Origin of the sequence: secondary endosymbiont of Ctenarytaina eucalypti (assembly GCF_000287335.1) — a bacterium.
GTDB lineage: Bacteria > Pseudomonadota > Gammaproteobacteria > Enterobacterales > Enterobacteriaceae.
The window spans coordinates 674,769-695,023 of sequence record NC_018419.1 but is presented as its reverse complement, the minus strand read 5'-3'; the positions used below and the strand labels follow the sequence as shown (position 1 = coordinate 695,023).

Here is a 20,255-nt window from a genome sequence, read left to right as displayed (position 1 = left end):
TGGCAATAAATAACAGGGAAGCGTATTGATACCCCGATCTTTTTTCGCAGTAAGACTTAACCAAGCACTATGTCAATAGCTACACTGATGACATCACGTTAAAAAAAGCTGAGGAGTCATCGAGCCTAATGCACTTTACAAGACAACCATTAGGGATGGTTTTTCCCTCGGGCATCTTCCGGGGACTGCATGAAGCGAAAGAAATGGCTGTCTGGGGTTAAAATCATCACATCATTATAACTGTTAAAGCTGTTTTCATATGCACGAAGGCTTCGGATAAATGCATAAAATGCCGGAGCCCGGCTGAACGCATCGGCATACAGCTTTGCGGTGGCTGCATCCGCTTCACCTCGGGTAATCAGCGCCTGCCGTTCAGCTTCCGCCAAGGTTCGGGTCACTTCGTAATCCGCGGCTGCACGCAACTTCTCCGCCTCTTCCTGTCCCTGCGATCGGTGCCGGCGTGCGACGGCCTCACGTTCCGCGCGCATGCGTTGATAAATAGCATCAGATACTTCCGTCGGAAGGCTGATCTGCTTAATGCGTACGTCCATCACTTTAATGCCCAGCACCGCCATACTATTTGAGTTTACAGCTGCTTGGGAGCTATTAGCTTCATGCTCCACCTGCTCGGCGACGGAGGCGATAGCGTTATCGGCCGAGGTAGCGCTTATCTCTTCATCGTTGCCGGAAGTCCCATTATTGAGCGCATCTCGCACATCAGTCATCAGGCGGTTGCGAGAGTCGGTGACGATGCCTTTAACATCTAGCTTCCCAAGTTCAGAACGCAGGCGGTCGGAAAACTTCCGTTTCAGTAATACTTCCGCCTGCGATACATCGCCTCCTCCGGTCGCCAGGTAATAGCGGCTGAAGTCACTGATACACCATTTGATATACGAATCAACGATCAGGTCTTTTTTTTCCATGGTTACAAATCGATCAGCCTGGTTTTCCATGGTTTGAATGCGTGCGTCGAGATTTTTAACCTTTTCGATAAAGGGTATCTTCATGTGTAGCCCTGGATTGTAAATCAAGGGTTTATTGTCTTCCTCGCGCAATACCTTACCAAAGCGTAGGACGATGCCTCGCTGTCCTTCCTGTACCACAAATAGTGACTCATACAACGCGAGTAGCACTATAATTAATAGAATCATAAAAGGTTTATGCATCGATTATTCCCTCCTGTTACGCTTTATATCGTAACGCTGTGCATTGGCGCGGCGCTGATCCATAACAGTTTCACTGTCCCCCTCGTCGGTTCCAGAAGACAGCCGCAACAGATTCAGTGGTTCGTTGCCTGATGGTGTTTTTCGATTGCCATCCGGCTGGCTAGACAACATTTTATCTAGCGGCAGTACGAATACATTCTTCCCCTCCTTGTCAGTGACCAGAATTTTTCGGGTCTTGCATAGTACGCGCTCCATCGCATCGATATAAAGACGCTCACGGGTGATGCCGGGTGCCGCTTTATACTCCGGAAGGACCTTGACAAAACGCTGCACCTCCCCTTGCGCTTCGAGTACAGTGCGAGCTTTATAGGCACGGCCCTCTTCTAGAATACGCTGGGCCTGACCGTTAGCCCGTGGCTGGACTTCATTGGCATAGGCTTCCGCTTCGCGGATGTATTGCTGTTCGTTTTCCCGTGCGGCGATGGCGTCGTCAAAAGCTGCTTTCACTTCTTCCGGAGGGCGAGCGACTTGAAAGTTAACGTCCAGCAGGTTGATGCCCATGTTATAAGGCTGAATGGTTTCTTCTAGTACTTTTTGGGTATCGCTACGCACAACGGTTCGACCTTCTGTCAAGATGCGATCCATCGTATATTTACCTATAACGCCTCGTAGAGCACTGTCAGTGGCCTGGCGCAAACTGTCGTCGGCATGGGTGACGCTAAACAAATAATGCTTGGGATCTGTCACGCGATATTGTACATTCATTTCAACCCGCACCACGTTCTCATCGGAGGTCAGCATTATTCCTGAAGCCGCCAGTTCCCGCACTGATTCTACGTTAACCGCGCGCACTGTATCAATAAAAGTCGGCCTCCAGTTTAAGCCAGGCTGCACGATATGAGAAAACTTACCGAAACGCAGCACTACACCGCGCTCTGCTTCTTTAATGGTGTAGAAGCCGCCGCCCGCCCAGAGAAGCGCCACGGCTGCAATCGCTAGGCCGAAATAGCACCCGTTTCTACGTGCTCCGCCAGCGCCGCCGCTTTTTTTGCCGAACACGCTTAGCTTCCGGCTGAGCGTGCGGAAGAGATCATCTAGATTAAGCGCCCCTGGCACATGCCCGGGGTTATTTTTTTCCCCGCCAGAGTTGCCGCTATTATTAGTACCGCCTCCCCACGGATCACGGTCATGTCCACTATTACTGGGCTGGTTCCAAGCCATGTTTTAGCTCCATTGTTACTTTACATTAGTAATCTTCAGGATTGCACTCCCAAAGGACCGTCAGAGCAGATAAGTATATTCAGGCCATACCTGCTTATAGTATGTGATGCCAGTCGATGATGGGTCGTCACAACACAATCCCTGCAGGGTTTTGTGAAAGTAATTAAGTTGTAGGTCTGTGCTTCAGTCAACCGAGTACTCTTTGAACACTAACAGTATCCAGTCAGACTCCATGCGAAAACCCCAGCTGCGATAGGACAAGCATTTCTAATAAAATGTCATAGTAGAACAACATGATTCTAAATGATGCAATATACTGTTCCCAAGTTTCTAGATTACTGGATGCAGGTTTTTTATATTTTTCAGTTTGTAAAAATAGATGCGATATTAGCCAGGCCTGCGGGCGAAACTATAGGGACAGCTAATGGGAGATCGCCATCAGAGGGCAAAACACCTCAGTACAGTGTGCAGGCATCAGGAACGTTATCGTTTTCTCTGATATAGTCCCTGAACATGACACCTGCACCAATCGGCTTTCTGGATCGCAAGTAAGATGCGAGGCCCTACATTATCAGTCAGATTTTTTTATTAATGACCACTGAAGTTAGAATACTGTTGAATGCGATCTTACGCAGCTCTAGACGTTCACCACATTAGTGTTTTCAGTAGTATGCGTATAAGCGACTTCAAAGCTATATAGCAGAATGCTAGCTAACCGCATTTCATATGGTATTGATTTAAACACCCTCGCCAGCTTCTGGGAAAGAGGGTAGAGCAATTTTAGTCCGTCTACCAGAACGATCTCCCTCATGTTGCTGAGGGCGATACGCTGGAGCAGCCGGTTAAGCATTTCAAACAGCTGAGCATCATATCTAGCCCCGGTATTCAGATTACACAGCAAGCCTTTTCGCTGTTGGTATAATCTCTCAATGAGAAGCTGAGCATGGCCGGCTCTTATTAGCGGATCTTTCTTGCTTCTTCTTATGACCCTCGTGAGCGGTTGCGTAGTCTCAGCATGCAATGTAGAGCATGTATGTCACATAATCTCTGTGCGGATAACCCGCTAGTTGCACAGGCGTTGCAGATGACCCGAATAGGCAGAAAATGAAGACACAATACAAGCAACATACAGACGCGCGCTACGGATTTTAGTCATCTCTGTGAACTTCTCTCTTTCTACCCTTGTCTAGAATATTAATGAAGCCGTAGTGCTTTGCAGTAGTTTCTAACCATCTCAACCACCTCTACTCATAGGGACAAGAGCGGGAATTAACGCTGCTGTATATCTTTCATAATTCTTGTCTGTTGAAAAAATATATAGGCCGGTGGTATCTGCTCCCTGCATAATAAAGGTTAAACAAGCAGACGTCTGTACATCTCTGTATATACTGAAGCTATAATCTCAGGTAATCCGTGCCAACAGCATGCTAAAGTGCTGTGTTAAGATTAACCGGGCTGGACGTTATTCGTCATGTTTTTTTTCCGGCTGCGACGGTTGTGCATCAGAGATGCTGCCATGGCGATAGCTACTGGAGATACCGCTCAGATTGTTATTGTGATGCGATATAGGGCGCGAAGGTACGACGGTGGAGATAGCATGCTTGTAAACCATTTGACTTACCGTGTTTTTTAGCAATATGACAAATTGATCGAAAGATTCAATCTGCCCCTGTAGTTTAATGCCATTTACTAGATAAATAGAAACCGGAACACGTTCCCGACGCAACGCATTCAAGAACGGATCTTGCAAAGATTGCCCCTTAGCCATTCTGTTTTTTCCTTATGTGCTTGTTGTGTATAACAAGAACCATGTGGCTCTAAATAAAATAATTGTTGTAAAAAGCGCGTGTAGTCTCATCAATTGTACACAATCATCCAACCTATGCACTAACAACCTGTATTATCCTGCCGATGGCAGCAGTTTCATCTCTATCCGGCCAATGAAGATCACTCCATCCCTTCATCCAGGTAATTTGACGCTTAGCAAGCTGTCGTGTTGCACAAATCCCGTGAAATACCATGTGATCGTAATCGGTTTCACCAGCTAGATATGACCACATCTGTCGGTAGCCGACGCAACGCATGGATGGCATGTCTCGGTGAAGATCCCCTCGGGCAAGAAGCATACTAACCTCTTGCTCAAATCCCGCAGCCAACATCTGATAAAACCGTTTTGCAATACGTTGATGCAGCAATACACGCTCAAGTGGTGCAATAGCAAATTTATGCACCCGATAAGCAAGCTTTTTACCGGAAATTTTAGTTAGTTCTGTTAGAGTGTGACCCGAAATGAAAAACACCTCCAATGCGCGCGATAGTCTCAGTGCATCATGAGGGTGAATACGATTTGCGGCCATCGGATCAATCTCTCGCAATTGTAGATACAACGCCTGCCATCCCAGCCTCTCCGCCGTGCGTGCAATGTCTTCTCGCACTTTGGGATCTGCCGCGGGCAAGGGAGGCAATCCTTCCAGCAGCGCCTTGAAGTAGAGCATGGTCCCACCTACGAGCAATGGTATACGACCAGCCTTCGTGATCTCTGCCATTTCCTTCAGCACATCGCGTCGGAATTCGGCCACTGAATAAGCCTCAGCCGGATCACGGATATTGATCAGTCGATGGGGTGCTCGAGTTAGTTCTTCTTCGCTTGGCGTAGCCGTGCCGATATTCATGCCGCGATAAATCATTGCGGAATCGACGCTGATAATCTCTACGGGTAAGTGTTGGCATAAAGCTATTGCGAGGGCGGTCTTACCAGAGGCGGTAGGCCCCATCAAAAAGATAGCCTGATGCTCGCGTAGGCGTGTCATTCTTGTCATCCTGCAGGGCTTTAATAGCAGCTTCAAAAATTCAATCTTACCAGAACTCCGGCAGCTGGGGATCGCAGCCAATTAGGGTATATCCGCTCAACCTCTGTAAGCAATTGTATAGCCCAAGTATGGCTCTAGACAGCCGATGCTTTCTCTAGTCAGAGGGCAAGATAGACTGCAATTTGATGATGCGTAACCGACGTTTTGTGGTGAAAATAGCGTAACAAGTCTGGAATCAATGTCTGTAAATTTTTTTGTTTAATAGTACAGGCACCGCATGTATTATTCCTTGATAAAGATTTGCCTTGTGTACGATGCTACCTCCTTCAGCAGTGACTGATGGCGTTGCAGGGCTATGGTCTCGTCATCTGGAAACGGCGTGCGAAGTGGAGTTAGGAGCGGATGAGAAGGAAGATGTTCATTGCTGGTCGTCAGTTACTATTCGGTTAGGTTACGTTCTGTAACTTGAAGTGATAATAGCTACAGGCTATTCTCTGATTCTACTAGCGCATCGCAGGATGCTGCAAGGGATTAATACTATACCGAAACTGTAGGGAGTGGTGTCGGCATGCTTTGTATCGTTTTCGCCATCGAAAGGAGAGACACCAATAGGATGTTGCTGTGCACAATTATTAGTTTGTAAAGTTTTCTCTTCTTTCGGTAGCGACATGGTTTGCATCACATGCTGGTAAATCGAGCCTTCTTTGTCCTGAAAGTGGTCACTGCGCATTCGTTCTGCTCCGCCGTGAGTGGCACCACGGGGATGCTGATGCGATGCAGTACTCGCACGATCCATCGACACCTGACCGGACATCTCATGGTATTCGGACTGGCTCAGTCTCGCATACTCTTTAGTGATCAACAGGCTGGTCTTTATACGTACCTGGAGGATGCTCACCACTGCCTGATAAATAAAATCGCCTACTAGTCGTGCCTGGCGAAATCGCACCTCGTGTAGCGAGATGCACATTAACGTCTAATTGAATCGGGTCTACTTCAAGAAACAACACGCAGTCCGGCTGTTGTCTCTCTGCTAGCTGTTCTTAGTATGCCTGTCGGATGGCATGATGAATTATTTCATTGCGAACCGTCCGTTGAGTAACATGGCTGTACTGTATCTCAGCTCATTTCCTCCGAGCCGGATCCGCTGCCTAGAGATGTTTCTCCAGGCCCCTGTTGCCAAGATGCCCAAAGGGCTGGCTAGCTCGAAAAATGTGGTACCGAAAAGTTTAGTCAGCGCTTACATGGGGGATAATTTTCTGGTTCATGCTGCGCTACTGACGCAGCATTTTCCTGTTGTGCTTTAAAATGAAGCTCACGTTGTATCGTGTGAGCGCGATAAAACGAAGTACTGCATCGATATGAGTGACTTCATTTTTTTGGTGCGCATAAACTTACGTCGGGAGGGGTGTATTATAAAGTAGATCCAGAACGTCCGCCGTCGTTCCGACCGGATGGGCAGTGCGTTGTAGTGTCACTGTCATGTCGCGCCCCTCGGGTCATACCTGCCATGCTTCGATCTGTTAGGCTGTGCTTGAGGTTAAAGTCAAACGCGACACGGAGATTATTCTGGCCAATGTCTCGCTGAGAAAGCCCATGATGGTAATACTTTCGAGATGGTTCAATCTGCGATTTTACTGGTTGCATGGAGGGTCAGCGCCAGCGCGCGTTCCTCTTTAGCGATACCACCGCTGTTATCGCGGATATGGATATGGATATGTTTAGTGCCGCCGCGATCGATATCAATCTCAATACGGGTTGCGCCGTTCTCAAGACTATTTTTAAGAAGTTCTTTTAACACTGGGAAAGGTCGTGAGGCGACTAAACCTGCAGAAATTTTATTAATAAGAGCAGGTGGAAGTAATTGAATCAGAATAATAATAGGGGCCTATGAATCAAGTTGGGTGATGATGATCAATATATGTTTCAGAATCATGTTATTAAACGAGATGATTGAATAAATAGCGGTTTTCAATAACCATTACTGGCGTTCACGACATCGATTTCAACAAATAATGTGTATGGAAAAGAGATTGTTGCACTTCAAGAAAGTGTATGAGTAATGGCTGCGTTAGCAGAGGCATAATGATATTATTCTGATGGAACGCGGCATTCCTTAGAGTGCTATCCAGTCAAGCATATACATGATTGAGATGACCTCATTTCACTTCATAGTACAGCTACGCTGGGTTAGATAACCAACTAGCAATTTTTAATCTTGAGATGTCTACTTTAGCACCCTGAGCGCTGATGATAACTTGCTTGCATTTTCTAAGAAGCCCTTGTTATTGAAATGCTGATTTTCAATGACCTAGGTATGCTTATGGTATAGGGTATAGAGTAAATAAATATTGCGCACCTCTGTTGCCAGACAGAGGCCTCCTCTAGAGGCCTGCTGGTAAAGAGGAGGCGAAATAGTGCTGGGTTAAGCAACAAAAATCTAGGTCGAATCTGTTGGTCTCGGTGTTAACCTGATGTCTAACAGCCTACGGCCAATCTTCTAAGATTTTAGCAAATTTTTACTGCCTGTACCAGAAAGCAGGTGCGCGCGTCCAGATAGAGGGCATGGGTGATCTGATGCTGGTCTGTGTGATTGTTCAGATGTTACGCTTCCCACCTATGACTAATACAGCCTGTGTTTACGAATAGCGATAGATTGTTCGGCGAGCGCATTGTCCTGAGACTAGCATTTTGGGCCTGTATTTATGCAGAAAGCCACCTGCTGAAGTTATCTCAGCATCGCATTATCGTATAATAACCGCACCCTATCAGCTACGCATGACCTAACTCTAGCTCCAGAACCGATAACGCTGTGGTTGGGTATAATCGTGAACGGGGACAGCAACACGCTGTCGATTTCTTTCTAGGCTACGTCAAAACGGCTCATCAGAGACACGCAAGAATCGCCTTCGCGGGGTCAAGACTGTTTTGAGCATCTTTCCCAATTGAGTTGGTATTTGCAGCTTGCATACAATAGAGATGGTTACATGTCGCTCATACAGACTATTGAGTTTTTTGCTCCCTGGGATCTGCATGCCGTCGTCCATACCTATCGTGAATACCAGCATGCCGTCCTTCACTAACCCCAGTTGCATGGCGTCTATATCAGCGCTGTAACCGCTCCATAGCTCTCGACTATTGTCAGCCCCGGTTGATAAGGGGTTTTCCTCAATCTTGATGGCCTTAGTGCCTGCTATTTTATGGCCTGCGCCTGGGATTCAGGGCTTAGCTCGAATGCTAGGCGTAACCTCTGTTGAGCGATCAAGTTTCTGGTTAGAATATACGTTTCATCACAGTATTGTTTCTGAAGTAAGCGATAGTTTTTGAACCTTGCCACTTTAGCACTTTAGAAAATGTCTATCATGACCCGTTCCGGATGATACTAGAGAGAAGCGTAAAGTAGGTATTGATTAAAACAGAGAATGACTGTCGATTAATTGGTGTTATTCGTAATGGGAACATTGCGGAGTGTCGTGACTGTTGTCACACTTACAAGTGTGCAGACTGCTGTTACCAGCACTAATATGACATTGCACTTCAGCATCATGACTGCGATTCCTTCAGTGGCATCAGAGATGTGCTAGAACACTCCCCCCAGCTGGGCTGAAGGCTTGCACTAGCGCCTGCCGTCCTTCCCCTTGATATTCGAGCCTAAGGGTAATATCCGCTATTGGCAAGAACCCCCCCCCCTTCTGCGGCCATTCAACTAAACATATGGCGATACTATCGAAATAGTCCCGCACTCCCATAAATTCAAGCTCCTCCGGATCTACCAAACGGTAAAGGTCAAAATGATAAACTACCCAGCATGGTAATATGTAGGCTTCTACTAAAGAATAAGTGGGACTTTTTACATTGCCTTCATACCCCAGAGAACGCAAAAATCCGCGGCAAACTGTAGTTTTCCCGGCACCGAGGTCGCCATAAAGATAAATAACACATGCCTTCCTGCAGGCCGTAGCTAATGCTGCGCCGAAGGCGATGGTTGCCGTTTCATTCGGAAGGAAGATAATACGCTTTTTCATGTCCGCTTACTATGCGATCAGCTCTAAATGGGTTTATATGAGAATGCTCGCAGTAAATCTTTAGCTAACAACATATAACTGATTCCTTTTCTGCCGTAGATGAGTGGTGGTGGCGACATGCAGTACGTAGTGGGAAGAACCCACATTTTCTCGGGCGAAACGTGATCACTCGATTGTGAAGTTGATCAGAATTTAATAGCAGCACGTTAAGTGCCCTCGGCGTCTAAAACATGGCCTATTTAATGTTTTTACCACGCGCTTTTTCTGCAAAAATATCATGCATGATCTTAAGTGAGTAAATGCCGGTTTTCTGAAAAGCAGAATAATGACGTTACACCTAATTTGCAGTAGAGCAATAAAGTCCTTTTTTATGCAAAAATACTATACTTAATACATTGAGGCATCATTAATCATTTGATGGGAGCATCTAGACGAACCCTCGTCTCATCCTCTTAATTACAGACTGTGCTACAGGGTTAAGAGCTCTTATTTTTTTATTATAAAGTGATTTTACTAATGCAAGCACTCATTCTCTTATGTTTCTTTTCAACGTAATAGTTTGTTTTATTTTACTGAGCGCGCAAGTCTGGTGTATTATGGCTTTTTATGCAGCTATACGACTTGATTAGGCTTAGCCGTATTATCCCGCATCGTGCTGTTTGATGTCCTTGCCATGAGGTTGAGGCCGGGTTTTGAGTATGATCAAGATTCTTACTTTAACTTTACATGCATCTGACTTCATGTGTACAGATTTTAAGAATAAACCCGGCTGAGCACTATATCAGCCTAGGCTTTACTGCTCGGTGTTGGTAACACTAAGAAGTTTTTTTGGAACATGATGCAGTTCCTAACATACCGGATGAGCCCTGTGATTTTTTATCCTTAAGATCATCAACAGGGCTCCGCTTTGTAGCGGAGGGCCCGCCTGGTCTGGGTAAAATATACCATTTCTTTTTGTTACAGCATATCGTTTTAGTGGCGAATTTTCCCTTGCTCGTAAATCTAATTCTGAAAATGCTGATGTTCATCGCGGTTCTTAGGTTTTTTCGTAGACAATCATTATACATGTTGGTTTATCCATACAAGGAAGCATCTAGGGTCTGTACAAAGGTTGTGCGAGAGACTGGTGCTCTCCGTAGGAGATTTATTTTTTGCATACCTTAAATTGTATAACTGATGATGTATCTACGATAGGCTTTTTTGAGATGACGCGGATACTGTAAGGCATTTTTAGTGGTCATGGGAGCACCACATGTTTTCCATCGCCCAATCAAAGGGGGAGCATCACTAATCGGGCTAATTATAAGACATTCCGCAATGCGCGGAGTTCTTAAGCAGTCTGAAAATGGGTGCGCTCATCATATTGCTCGTATAAAAAAGAGAGATCTACGCTTCAATAGCATTGATAGCTTTTATCTCATTTAGATGTGCTGATCAGCCATGGTTCTAATAATGCAGCGCATATTTAATTTTCTCTCAGAGCCTTACGGGGCTTACGCTGCTGCAATTTATAAACTTATAAAGCTGCTGGCTGGATAAGATGCATAAATGGGCTCTATCGCGCAGAACGCCCAAGAAGAAAATTTTTATCATCATAAAAAATGTCAATACTCAGTTAAGTTATTTATGTGGTATAGTAGTAAAATTATAGTCTTTTCTGAAGGCGTAATGCAAAGGTCTGCAGCATAGTTCCGACAACCCCTACCTGGGGTAGATAAAATCTTTTTAGTAAAATAGTGCGAAAAATTGCCTCTTCAGTATCGGTTAACCGTACAGTAAAATCACTTATGAAGCAAAACAGGTGGTGTAATAGAGCAGTCTAACAGGACACGGGACCGATGACTGAACCTTGCGTTCCGTTGCTATATTAAACTGTTTTAATTATAAAATATTTCTGAGTGGTCCTCGATATCTGTATCACCGGGATACGTGCGTCGATGAGGTTTGATGGCAATGTCCAACTCATGTAACTAGCGTGCGCCCTGTTAGGGTTTGGTTAACACCGTCTTCGTAGTGTTAACAAGGTCATTTTCTGGCGACTAACTCATGATGTATACTAGCGTATTCAACAGCACCTATATCTAACGAAGCGCTGCAATAGCGATAACAGAGAGGGAGGATTAGCTAGTGTAGTATTAAGAATGTCATGTTGATTGGCAGATAGCGCATGATTATTGCAGCGACCTCCTAAGTGACCTGACTAAAACGAGGAAACAAAAATTCAATATTTTGTATGATACTGCATCACACTCAAAGTGTATTATGAATATATCTGAGTCGCAACCTTATACCGTTATTACCTCCTGCTAATATGCTCGTCCTTGCGCACGAGCTAGACAGCTACGGGGGGGAGCGCGCGCCATCTTCGGCAAGCTGTAAGATGCGGGCGCTTTGCTCTACCGGGCCCCCGAGGTGGAGTCTTTCTATCCGGTAAGAGCTTAAGCACTAGCGGGTTCCTTATAGGGACTTCATGCTATTAACGTTGCCGAAGTCCAAGATCCAGCGGTATTTTACTTTTCTCGCCTCCAATTTCTCGTACGAGCCGCGGTACGAGATAGCCGGGTACTTTGACTAGCAGCCGCCGCATAATTTCCCGTGCTTGCGTATCCTCGACAATAAAATGTGCAGCCTGATCTACTCTATCCAGTACATGCAGGTAGTAAGGTAAAATGCCAGCGGAAAAAAGAGTTTCACTGAGAAGGGCTAGTGTATCAGCATTATCGTTTACGCCGCGCAGCAGTACGCTTTGGTTGAGTAATGTAACCCGTGCATCGTGTAATCGTGCCATACTATCGCACACGGTGACATCGATTTCATTGGGGTGGTTTATGTGAGTCACTATAATAACTTTTAGGTGGCAGTCAGCTAGCCGCTTGCAGAGTTTTGCGGTAATACGTGCTGGGATGACGATTAGAAGCCTACTGTGAATACGTAGAGTAGTCAGGTGGGGAATGTCTTCTAGCAAACAAATCAGCTTCTCCAGTTCATGATCTTGAGCCATTAACGGATCTCCCCCGGAAAGAATGATCTCATGTAGCTCAGGATGCTGCCGGATATAGGCCACGGCGCTCAGCCAATTCGTTTTATTACCATGATTTTCTTTATAGGGAAAGTGGCGACGAAAACAGTAGCGGCAATTGACCGCGCAGCCGGTTTTTACCAGCATTAACGCACGGTTGTGGTACTTATGCAGTAGTCCAGGCACCGCGCTGTGCTGCTCGTCTAGCGGATCGGTGCTGAATCCTGGTACTGAATAGAATTCGTCACGTGTTGTAATGACCTGTCGCAATAGTGGATCGTCCGGGTCGCCCGGTACCATGCGCGCCGCAAAAGCTCGTGGTACGCGCAGGGGGAATAGGCGCCGGGCTTTGGCGCCTTCACGTAGAGTGCGGTGTTGCCCAAGTCCAAGCAGCTCTAAGAGTTGCACGGGATCGGTTATGACATAGGCAAGTTGATCTAACCATTCGGCTCTATCAGGTACATTGCTAATTATAGTATGTTCCATTTTTGGCTGCATGACCCCCGTTTATCTTTAAGAGGACTATCATGGTATTTTATAGTATCAATGAATTCCGTGCCGGTCTCAAAATCATGCTTGATAGGGAGCCTTGCGTGATCATTGATAATGCATTCGTGAAACCTGGGAAAGGTCAGGCGTTCAACCGAGTCCGTCTTCGAAAATTGATTTCTGGTAAAGTTTTGGAAAAAACCTTTAAAGCCGGTGATGCGGTAGAATCCGCCGATGTTATGGATGTGAACCTGACCGCCCTATATAACGATGGTGAGTTTTGGCATTTCATGAATCATGAAAACTTTGAACAGCTGGCTGCTGATGCCAAAACGATTGGCGAAAACGCTAAATGGCTAGTAGAGCAGGCAGAGTGCGTACTAACTTTGTGGAATGGCCAGCCGATCGCCGTGACACCACCTAATTTTGTGGAATTAGAAATCATTAAAACAGATCCCGGCCTCAAAGGGGATACGGCGGGCGCCGGTGGAAAGCCCGCTACACTAACCACCGGCGCTGTGGTCAAAGTGCCGCTCTTCGTGCAAAACGGTGAAGTCATCAAAGTCAACACGCGCTCCGGCGTATATGTCTCCCGGGTTAAATAACGTGTTATGTACAGAGCGGCTTAAAATACATAACTTTATTAGATGATATTATCATTTTGATGCGTATCATACTGTATCCTCTGATGCTCACTGTACAGGAGCATGGTGTGTTCGGAGCGTTATAGCGCTTAGGCTTACCAAGCTAATTCAGTAGCTTTTTTGCTGTTTATTTTAGTAAATTAATGAAAAGTTGTCAGGGTTTAACTGCTAGAACAGCTATTGTGATGTGGTTCGGGCGGGTTTTCGTTTTTCCTCGCAAAGTACGCAAGTTTAGCGCTTGAACTATTGCTATCGTGTTGCCACTAGCACATTTAAGGAGGTGTGTTGAAAGATAGCGAATCATGCTGTGCTATTATTAGCGTCTGGTAGAAAAGTCTATATACGTTATAGGTACTTTTTCTTAAAATCTTACCGTATCATTTGATCTTACATGGTGGACGCGGATCGCTAAACCAACAGAACAGTATCTGTTGATTCCAGAAAAACGATAATAATAAAATAGACTCAGATAAGCATCTAGCAATTTTAACCATAGTATTAACACTTCAGCGAGCGAACTCCTCTAGTCACTTGCTTGCTTTTCTTGAATATCATGACTGTTGTGCAGAGACCATTTATCAATAAAATTTATTATTACTCTGTATTTAATCGCTTTATTTTTCAATATGCAATTATCTGATTAAGACTGTGTGAGAAATCGGAGAATGTAAGGTGATGAGCGTTTTATGCTAAAACCGTCATAATAAAAAACATAAGGTAATTTTCTTTAACAAACACTGTGTAGCATACCGTATCTTGCTTGACTATGATACGCAAGCAGGAGAGGTGAGATAGTCATATTCAAAGAGCTGCATTGGAGGGGCGCTATCAGTAATCTCTGAAATCGTTTTCATGACGTTATAATAAAGCTAGTTTACTGTTAACTCATCACAAACTACTACCATGTATTCAATAGCGCCTAGAAACTACTGTTTATGGGTCTTTCACCACAGAGGCATCGTTTTTAAATACGTAACCTGCTTTTTTAGTACACTAAACCAGAGCCTGCTTTACTCAACAGTATTTTCATGCGGCACTTCTAGCGCCAAATAAACTGTTTGTGCATAATCTTTCCGAGGGTTGCGTTAGATGATAGTCACACTAGACCTATTACGCTTATAATATAGACTGTGATATATCAGGCATTATTCATCTTACATTGATGAAGGGCGTACTTTTATTAGCTCTTTAATTATATCGGCCAATAACTTCAGCTTATCACTGGTCATAACATGGAGTAAAACTTTTCCGCTCTACCTAAAGTTTCTTAAGAGCTGGGATGAAACTTATCTTTCTGTGGAAATCAGTGATAGTGAGGAGTGTAGAAACTGTAAAGAGGTTCATGAAGGTTATCAAAAATGCTATTTTAGCGTAATTTATCTGACACCCTTTGGACCCAAAAATGCGTGATGTTAGCGGTATGCATTATCATTACTCATAGCTGATGTTAAAGTGCTCAAAGCGACGTTCAAAGAGAGCAGCTCTAATAAGTGCTAGGCCGTGAGAGATCATAACCATGCTCCAAAGAACTTATTGAATACATTCGAGAAAGAAGGTGTGTTATGTAATGCATCACTCGTGATGTAGAAATAATCTTCTTAATATATTGAAAGATAGATGATTTTAGGTTGAACTAAGTATGTAAGAATTACGGTCAAGGTGATAGCTCTCATCTGAGTGTTGCAGCCAACGATATTTGCAGTCCCGATATAGAAAATCTAATTTAGCTTTTTTAAGGATATTCTGATAAGGGGTAGAGTACCATGAGGCCGGCATTTATTTTCCGTAGGAACACTGATCAAAACCTAGCAACTGTAATCATAACATCAAGCGCTGGCGCGAGATCAGGTCATGGCTGACTATAACAACAGTATATAATTCCCGGAGAGTACCTTAGCTTCTATCTTTGGACATAATATCCATTAGTCAAGCGATTGCGAAAGACATATTTATAGACATGCTTCTGGTTATGTCTTTAGTAATGAGAATAGACATCTTCATGGGAAGAAGAATGAACGGTTTCAGTTGCTGCTAAACGTGAGCCTTAAAGGTTCCTGGTCCCTCAGAAATGAGGGGTTCTCTCAGGGCGGCGATAAGGAAAGGAAGCTATAAGGGAAGAGCGTTGTGCTGCCAACTGCTCGGTGAGCAACCATAAGTGTGACTTCAGCCGATTAATGTCGCGCTGGTAGGTTAAGTAGCCTTTGATGTAGTTCTTCAATCGCGTTGCCCCGGAAAGCGCTCGTCTTTCTAATAAGTCTAGATATTTTTCCAGCGCTAAATGCGTAATCATATGCCTCTTTTGATTCCGACTCGGTCTAGATACATCTAGTCTATGTATCGTCTATACAACGTGGTTGCCTTACGCGAGCATATCCTTCTGGACAGGACTGCGTCGACCTAATGGTTAAACTAATAGAGAGCTAGGTGCTCAGATAGATAAACTATCCTGCGTCCAGTAAGCGATTAAAGGCCCCCCGCATTATATAATATCATACGTATATTGACGCGTAGTTACCTTACCCATCTCCTCATGAATAATACTCACCCTACATTTTATGTCGAAGAACATCAATTGGGCTCTCACACGCGTATGTAATATTTTCTATACATATAATCGGAACAACATAGTTGAGCGCCCGCATCTGAGAAAGATCTATGTTGCCGTGAAAATGGCAATCGATGATGGCCAGCGCTGACTAGCTAAAACCGCCATGCTCTGGTTTAAAACACTGCTTGGCGATGAATCCGCATATAGGTGACCCTGATGCGTAGATCAGGGTATGCGACTCTACTACATTAAGCTAGCGGATAGACTGAAGTGCGCTGTTAGTAAGGTTGCCACCGTGTTCACATTGTTAAAACAGTAGCTCTGTTAGCTGCTAACCTCTTAAAAATGTTAATCTATACACACAAAGCTGACCTATATAAACATGCCGGTTGATATTTATCGAACACGCTATGCCACATTGTCTAATTCTTGCAGAACGGAACGCATAGCCATAGAATAATCTAAATTTTTATCCTGAAGTGATTTTTCATGCGCACTGCCGATTTCTCTTTTACACTACCCAAAAATCTGATCGCCCGCTATCCGCGGGCGCAACGCAGCGCTTGCCGGCTGCTGTCTTTGGATGCCAAGACAGGTACGCTGGTGCATGGGGTCTTTACCGATCTTCTGGATAAATTAGCGTGTGGTGATTTACTAGTATTTAATAATACCCGTGTGATCCCGGCCCGTTTATTCGGCAATAAAGTTAGCGGTGGAAAAATTGAAGTTCTGGTAGAGCGCGTGCTTGATAATCAGCGGGTACTTGCCCACATACGCGCGTCTAGGGCATCAAAAACCGGCACCGTGCTGCTATTAGGTGATGATGACCGAATTCCCGTTACTATAGTAGCGCGTCACGAGTCATTTTTTGAACTGCGTTGTAATTCTCCCGATAATTTTCTGACTTTACTGAATGATCATGGTCATATTCCTTTGCCGCCCTATATCGACAGGCCGGATAATAACGTCGATCGTGAGCTTTATCAGACTGTGTACGCTGAAACGCCAGGTGCGGTAGCAGCTCCTACTGCAGGCCTACATTTCGATGAGCCGCTGTTATCAGCTTTACGCCTAAAGGGGGTTGAAATGACATGTATCACCCTGCATATCGGGTCTGGCACCTACCAGCCGGTACGGGTGGATCAAATCGAACAGCATCAGATGCACGCGGAGTATGCTGAAGTACCGCAGGAGGTAGTCGATGCAGTGTTGGCATGCAAGTCGCGAGGTAATCGAGTCGTGGCGGTCGGCACCACCTCCGTACGTTCACTTGAGAGCGCAGCCGTCGGGGGAGGGGGAAGACTAGAGCCATTTTTTGGCGATACGCGCATTTTTATTTATCCTGGTTATTATTTTCTCGTTATTGATGCGATTATTACTAATTTCCATCTGCCTGAGTCTACCCTTATCATGCTCGTAGCAGCTTTTGCTGGCTATAAGCATACCTTGCAGGGATATCGTGTAGCAGTCGAGAAAGCGTACCGCTTTTTCAGCTATGGAGATGCCATGTTTATTACCAAGCATCCCGCTCAATAGGGCTTTTCTAAATTAGATAATTTACTCCAATATTGCAGATCCATCATGAAAACAATAACATGATACGCTTTAGTAAAGCAAGACTGGGCACTGCGTGGCGTACTGGGGACTGAGAGTGAGTATGCGCTAAAGTAAAAGGTAATTTCGTCTACTTTTAGCATAAATATTGCCTGCATTCTCGAGATATTGCGCCTATATATTAAGCAACATGACTCGCTTCGGATAGTCTCAGGCATCCTTAATACCAACAAACGTTAGCACCGCCAGGATCTAGCGTCTGATAACCAGGCATTGCGTTATAATAACGAAATGCTAGCATATAGGTGTCAGAATATTGCTTTCAGGCGGAGAGTTATGATGATTGTAAGTAATCGTGTCGTTAACGGTAGCGCTGATGCAAAAATATGGGATCGATCCTAGGTATTTTAGGAATGACATATTTCCCCAGCAACACGTTTTATTAAATCATGGAGGAGGATAGTATCCTGCTATACAGTGTTAGTAGAAAATGCATGTGATGATTATACGTGGAATCTGTTGTCATAACGTCGCAGGCTATATGCGTACGTTGAAGAGAGTAATCATGTCACTTAACTGACAGTATGAAATCTTTTTTCAAAAAAAGGCCTTGTTAGCGTACAAGCAGTCTGACTGCATCCGCAGCATTTAGGTCCTAAAGTAGAGTAATAAAAACTAGAGGGTCTAATAATCGAGAGGGCACTCGTCGGTATTAGCCTGGCTGAAAGTATAAGCGCTGTGTATAATGATAAGGCTTTGGTTGTGAGAGAGTCCTAGTTGAGCTAGGAGGTCATAGTAGTTCAACCTAATCAGCGTTAGGTAGCTGATTTTACCTACATGATTACGATGTGTAGAACTTAGTTTCTAGGGATTTTATTATCAATGTATGTACAGGTGCTATACAGCAGAACTAGTGTGAGATCGTAGCGTCGATGGAGGGAGTATCTGTTCTGATCCTGGATTTGCTTGAGTTCGAGGGCTCCCATCAGGAGGAGATTTACAATGCATATTGAGGATCAAAATATATTTTTTGAGCATATGAAAATCCTTTATAAGATATCGCATACCTGTGCTGACTCAGAACCGTCGAAAGATGCTTATCATTATACTATGGCAGCTAGCATTAATAAATTGTATCAAATTTCAGCGATGCACTCACGCATCAGTTCCGAAAATCATCCGGAAGCGGGAGTAAACGCTCTATAGGTGGTAAGATTTTATGAAAAAGAAGGTTGCTGCGGTGGCTGGGTTGCATCAGTATGACTAAAGTCATAAAAACTATTATTCTATGTAAGTAGCGTCAGAGAGTGTTTTAATATGAGATGCGCCCTTAGACTGATTTAAACATCAGGAATGATAGATAGCAAGCTAGTACAATCAGAATATCTGATGGTAAGCGCGATTTTGCTATTCCCGTATCGCTTTATTCCTTGGCGCTATTACAGGCAGGGAGGGAAAGCAGGACCGATCCTGCCTGCTAAGGGTTTAAGGTGCGCAAGCGAATAGCGCGATAGCCGATATCTCGGCGGAAAAAACAATTATGCCAATAAAGAAGCTTGGCTGTGCGGTAGGCTCGCGCCTGCGCGTCGATCACTGTCGATCCCAGTGCCGTGACACAGAGTACGCGTCCTCCCCAGGTTAATACCTTATCCCGGTGCAGGCGTGTGCCAGAGTGAAATATTTTTTCTCCTTCTACCTCATCTTTCGGAAGACCGCTAATTTCATCTCCCATACGGTAGTTACCGGGATAACCTTCTGCCGCTAAGACCACCCCCAATGCCGCCCTTTCATCCCACTCTAAAGTTTCCTCATGTAAACGGCCTTCGATAGCAGCCAAGCAGTGGGCGACCAGGTCAGAACGCATACGCAACATGATCGGTTGGCTTTCCGGATCCCCGCAGCGGCAGTTAAACTCAAGTACTTTCGGGTGACCTTCAGGGCCGATCATTAATCCGGCATACAGGAACCCTGTATATACGTTGCCCTCTGCTGCCATTCCCTTTACCGTTGGAAAAATAATCTTTTCCATAACCCTGCGATGCACCACATCACTTACAATCGGCGCTGGTGAATAGGCTCCCATGCCACCTGTATTGGGTCCGGTATCCCCTTCGCCAACGCATTTATGGTCCTGACTAGTGGCCATGGGGAGTGCATGCTCACCGTCTACCATAACAATAAAACTGGCTTCTTCACCCTGCAGGTGTTCTTCAATGATAATGCGGTTCGCCGCATCAAAAAAAGCGTTGCCGGACAACATATCATGCACGGCAGATTCCGCTTCATTAATTGTCATTGCTACAATCACGCCTTTCCCCGAGGCCAGCCCGTCGGCTTTAATAACAATTGGCGCGCCCCACCGCCGCACATGGTCCAGTGCCGGGGCTATCTGGGTAAAGCTGGCATAGCGTGCGGTGGGAATATTGTTGCGAGCGAAAAACTCTTTGCTAAAAGCTTTAGAACTTTCTAATTGTGCTGCCGCCCGCGTTGCGCCGAAAATTCGTAGGCCTGCGGTGCGAAAAGCATCTACGACTCCCGCCACCATTGGTGCTTCTGGTCCAACGATCGTCAGTCCTACCTGTTGTGCTTGAGCAAAGGCCAGTAATGATAGAATATCAGTTGAAACGATATCTACATTTTTCAGAGCCGGCTCGAGCGCGGTACCGGCATTCCCGGGCGCCACGTATACGTTGTCAGCAAACTTCGATTGTGCGGCTTTCCAGGCCAGGGCGTGTTCGCGTCCGCCGTTGCCGATAATCAAAATGTTGATGGCGATATC

Annotated in this window: 17 protein-coding genes; 4 read left to right on the top strand and 13 right to left on the bottom strand. The window is 45.1% G+C overall.

Translation table 11 applies throughout. From position 1 onward, the window contains the following. Positions 1-149: 149 nt before the first annotated feature. The 5 genes from hflC to miaA all read right to left on the bottom strand — a co-directional run bounded on the left by hflC (position 150) and on the right by miaA (position 5,206). Positions 150-1,166 carry a protease modulator HflC gene (gene hflC / locus A359_RS01980; protein WP_014888174.1) on the bottom strand — a complete coding sequence of 339 codons (1,017 nt, stop codon included), beginning with the start codon at positions 1,164-1,166 and terminating at the stop codon, positions 150-152. A 3-nt stretch (positions 1,167-1,169) separates the two neighbouring features. Next, on the bottom strand, positions 1,170-2,387 hold the full coding sequence (gene hflK, locus A359_RS01975) for an FtsH protease activity modulator HflK (RefSeq protein ID WP_014888173.1): 1,218 nt from the start codon (positions 2,385-2,387) through the stop codon (positions 1,170-1,172). Positions 2,388-3,024: 637 nt separating this feature from the next. Beyond that, the gene (locus tag A359_RS01965; RefSeq protein WP_160142726.1) at positions 3,025-3,288 is read right to left on the bottom strand and encodes a hypothetical protein; all 264 of its coding nucleotides are present in this window, start codon (positions 3,286-3,288) and stop codon (positions 3,025-3,027) included. 561 nt (positions 3,289-3,849) lie between these two features. Next, positions 3,850-4,155, bottom strand: a complete 306-nt coding sequence (gene hfq / locus A359_RS01960) for an RNA chaperone Hfq (RefSeq protein ID WP_014888171.1) — start codon at positions 4,153-4,155, stop codon at positions 3,850-3,852. 112 nt (positions 4,156-4,267) lie between these two features. Continuing rightward, positions 4,268-5,206: a tRNA (adenosine(37)-N6)-dimethylallyltransferase MiaA gene (miaA, locus tag A359_RS01955; RefSeq protein ID WP_044104718.1), complete on the bottom strand. Its 939-nt coding sequence runs from the start codon at positions 5,204-5,206 to the stop codon at positions 4,268-4,270. A 296-nt stretch (positions 5,207-5,502) separates the two neighbouring features. Between miaA and A359_RS04430 the strand changes: the two genes are divergently transcribed. Next, complete coding sequence (locus tag A359_RS04430; RefSeq protein WP_160142725.1) at positions 5,503-5,661, top strand: hypothetical protein; 159 nt, start codon at positions 5,503-5,505, stop codon at positions 5,659-5,661. A 23-nt stretch (positions 5,662-5,684) separates the two neighbouring features. On the opposite strand, the gene A359_RS04175 is transcribed toward A359_RS04430, so the two are convergent. Then, positions 5,685-6,167 (bottom strand): hypothetical protein, encoded by a 483-nt coding sequence (locus tag A359_RS04175; RefSeq protein ID WP_014888169.1) that lies wholly within the window; start codon positions 6,165-6,167, stop codon positions 5,685-5,687. Positions 6,168-6,300: 133 nt separating this feature from the next. On the opposite strand from A359_RS04175, the gene A359_RS04170 reads away from it, so the two are divergent. Further along, positions 6,301-6,504, top strand: a complete 204-nt coding sequence (locus A359_RS04170) for a hypothetical protein (RefSeq protein WP_160142724.1) — start codon at positions 6,301-6,303, stop codon at positions 6,502-6,504. Positions 6,505-6,610: 106 nt separating this feature from the next. Here A359_RS04170 and A359_RS04425 read toward each other — a convergent pair whose 3' ends face one another. The 5 genes from A359_RS04425 to epmB form a co-directional block, all read right to left on the bottom strand. Then, complete coding sequence (locus A359_RS04425) at positions 6,611-6,844, bottom strand: hypothetical protein (RefSeq protein WP_160142723.1); 234 nt, start codon at positions 6,842-6,844, stop codon at positions 6,611-6,613. Further along, positions 6,819-6,998 (bottom strand): ATP-binding protein, encoded by a 180-nt coding sequence (locus tag A359_RS04165; RefSeq protein ID WP_052306310.1) that lies wholly within the window; start codon positions 6,996-6,998, stop codon positions 6,819-6,821. The genes A359_RS04425 and A359_RS04165 overlap by 26 nt, the downstream gene beginning before the upstream one ends. A gap of 1,072 nt (positions 6,999-8,070) precedes the next feature. After that, entirely contained in the window at positions 8,071-8,292 is a 222-nt protein-coding gene (locus tag A359_RS01945) for a hypothetical protein (RefSeq protein WP_044104506.1), read from the bottom strand. Positions 8,293-8,766: 474 nt separating this feature from the next. After that, positions 8,767-9,222: a tRNA (adenosine(37)-N6)-threonylcarbamoyltransferase complex ATPase subunit type 1 TsaE gene (gene tsaE / locus A359_RS01940; protein ID WP_014888166.1), complete on the bottom strand. Its 456-nt coding sequence runs from the start codon at positions 9,220-9,222 to the stop codon at positions 8,767-8,769. Positions 9,223-11,698: 2,476 nt separating this feature from the next. Further along, the gene (gene epmB / locus A359_RS01935) at positions 11,699-12,727 is read right to left on the bottom strand and encodes an EF-P beta-lysylation protein EpmB (protein ID WP_014888165.1); all 1,029 of its coding nucleotides are present in this window, start codon (positions 12,725-12,727) and stop codon (positions 11,699-11,701) included. Between the two features lie 41 nt (positions 12,728-12,768). On the opposite strand from epmB, the gene efp reads away from it, so the two are divergent. Further along, on the top strand, positions 12,769-13,335 hold the full coding sequence (efp, locus tag A359_RS01930; RefSeq protein WP_014888164.1) for an elongation factor P: 567 nt from the start codon (positions 12,769-12,771) through the stop codon (positions 13,333-13,335). 2,101 nt (positions 13,336-15,436) lie between these two features. Here the strand turns inward: efp and A359_RS01925 are convergent. Then, positions 15,437-15,664: a hypothetical protein gene (locus tag A359_RS01925; protein ID WP_014888163.1), complete on the bottom strand. Its 228-nt coding sequence runs from the start codon at positions 15,662-15,664 to the stop codon at positions 15,437-15,439. A 747-nt stretch (positions 15,665-16,411) separates the two neighbouring features. Here A359_RS01925 and queA point away from each other — a divergent pair. Beyond that, complete coding sequence (gene queA, locus A359_RS01920; RefSeq protein ID WP_014888162.1) at positions 16,412-17,458, top strand: tRNA preQ1(34) S-adenosylmethionine ribosyltransferase-isomerase QueA; 1,047 nt, start codon at positions 16,412-16,414, stop codon at positions 17,456-17,458. Positions 17,459-18,953: 1,495 nt separating this feature from the next. On the opposite strand, the gene purD is transcribed toward queA, so the two are convergent. Further along, entirely contained in the window at positions 18,954-20,246 is a 1,293-nt protein-coding gene (gene purD / locus A359_RS01910; RefSeq protein WP_044104504.1) for a phosphoribosylamine--glycine ligase, read from the bottom strand. Positions 20,247-20,255 lie beyond the last annotated feature (9 nt).